At 51.5% G+C, this 1393-nt stretch carries 1 protein-coding gene and 1 pseudogene; one reads left to right on the forward strand and one right to left on the reverse strand.

All coding sequences use genetic code 11. The features are described 5' to 3' along the window. Positions 1 to 754, reverse strand: a 754-nt coding sequence (locus CA2_RS01285; RefSeq protein ID WP_042411805.1) for a DUF262 domain-containing protein, incomplete at its 3' end; no start/stop codon positions are given. A 354-nt stretch (positions 755 to 1108) separates the two neighbouring features. On the opposite strand from CA2_RS01285, the pseudogene CA2_RS17385 reads away from it, so the two are divergent. After that, positions 1109 to 1393 (forward strand): annotated as a pseudogene (locus tag CA2_RS17385) (helix-turn-helix domain-containing protein); the annotation flags it as partial.

The raw sequence follows: 1393 nt of genomic DNA on the forward strand, positions 1-1393 counted from the left end.
CAACGCCCAGAAGCTCAAGGTCTGAGAGTTTTTTCCCACGATTGTTCATCGTCTCAAAAGCGACGAAGACGTCGAACTCGTCGTTGATGGCGTACTCATTGAACAATAGGCGCTTGGTTAACCTCTTGAATAAATCTGCCAGCCCCTCATCCCCTTTCTGGTTATGTAGTTCGGCGATCTGCTCAGAGAAGTATTTCTTTGCGTTTCCAAGATTGAGGGTATAAAACGTTTCCTGAACGTCCTTTCCACCTGGTTCGCGCAAAATACGGTACCGGAGGTACTCTTGGCTCGGATTGTCCTCCGTGTAGCCGAACTTATATGTACGGAATCCACCTTTGGGATTCGTCTTGAACAAGTAGCGCTCTTCGAGGTCGGCAAGTGAGAGGCTGTCGGTGACGTAGATTTCCTTTTCAGTCTTTCCCTGATGTTCGGGGAGCGACCGAAAAAAGTCCGCAAAGGCCTGAATGAATACAACGAAGGTTGTGAGGCGCTGCTGACCATCAACGACGTGGTACAGGCGGTATGAATGGTCATCGATCAGCCAGAATTCCTTGGAATCCTTCGGAACAGATGCCTCGCGCACTTCAGTGAACGTTAAAACCCCGGTGTAGTGTGATCTCTCCCCTTTCAGGTTAATTAGATCTTCCCAGAACGCACGGAGCTGCTCTCGCTGCCAAGCGTAGCCTCGCTGGTAATCGGGAATGCGGAATATCTTTTCCTTAAAAAGACGCTCAAGCGAAATCGGTTTTTCCATTATTCTCCCTCGGGGCTCTTCTAATGGCAGTTGTGCACAAAGATTCGAGCACGAAGTAGCTGCCTATTTAAAAAGGCAAATATTCATATCCCACGCAGAAGTTTCGCTCTCACAGGACAGAATTTTCGACAGCTCGAGATTGTGCCAGTGCGGGCAACTCTAAGCGTGAAGGAACAGTCTGGGCTGCAAAGCGAATGACGAAATAGAGTCAAGCTGTCGACAAAGTCTAGTCGTTTGCAGTTCTCCGCCCCATAGCTGCCGGTGAGTCATCAGAGCGGTAAATGGCAGCTTCGGGTTGTGGATTCAACTGGTCAATGCAACACAATGACCGCCTCTGGCGGAAGGAGTGTTGGCATGAAGCGAAGACCGCGGATTTACTACACCGAAGCTCAGAAGGCCCTGATGTGGACCGCTGGAAAGCTGGTGATACCTTGCACGAGATCGGCAAGCTGTTTGATCGACCGCACACATCCATCCACACCATCCTGAGTGCAACGGGTGGCATCCGGCCGCCTGCAAGGCGCCGATCTCACTTGACTCTGTCTCTGGCCGAGCGCGAGGAGATATCACGCAGCCTGGCCGCAGGTGAGTCCATCCGCTGTGTAGCCAAACGCTTGAAACGAGCAGCGTCCACCATTG

The sequence above is a fragment of the Comamonas aquatica NBRC 14918 genome (genome assembly GCF_000739875.1).
Taxonomy (GTDB): domain Bacteria; phylum Pseudomonadota; class Gammaproteobacteria; order Burkholderiales; family Burkholderiaceae_C; genus Comamonas; species Comamonas aquatica.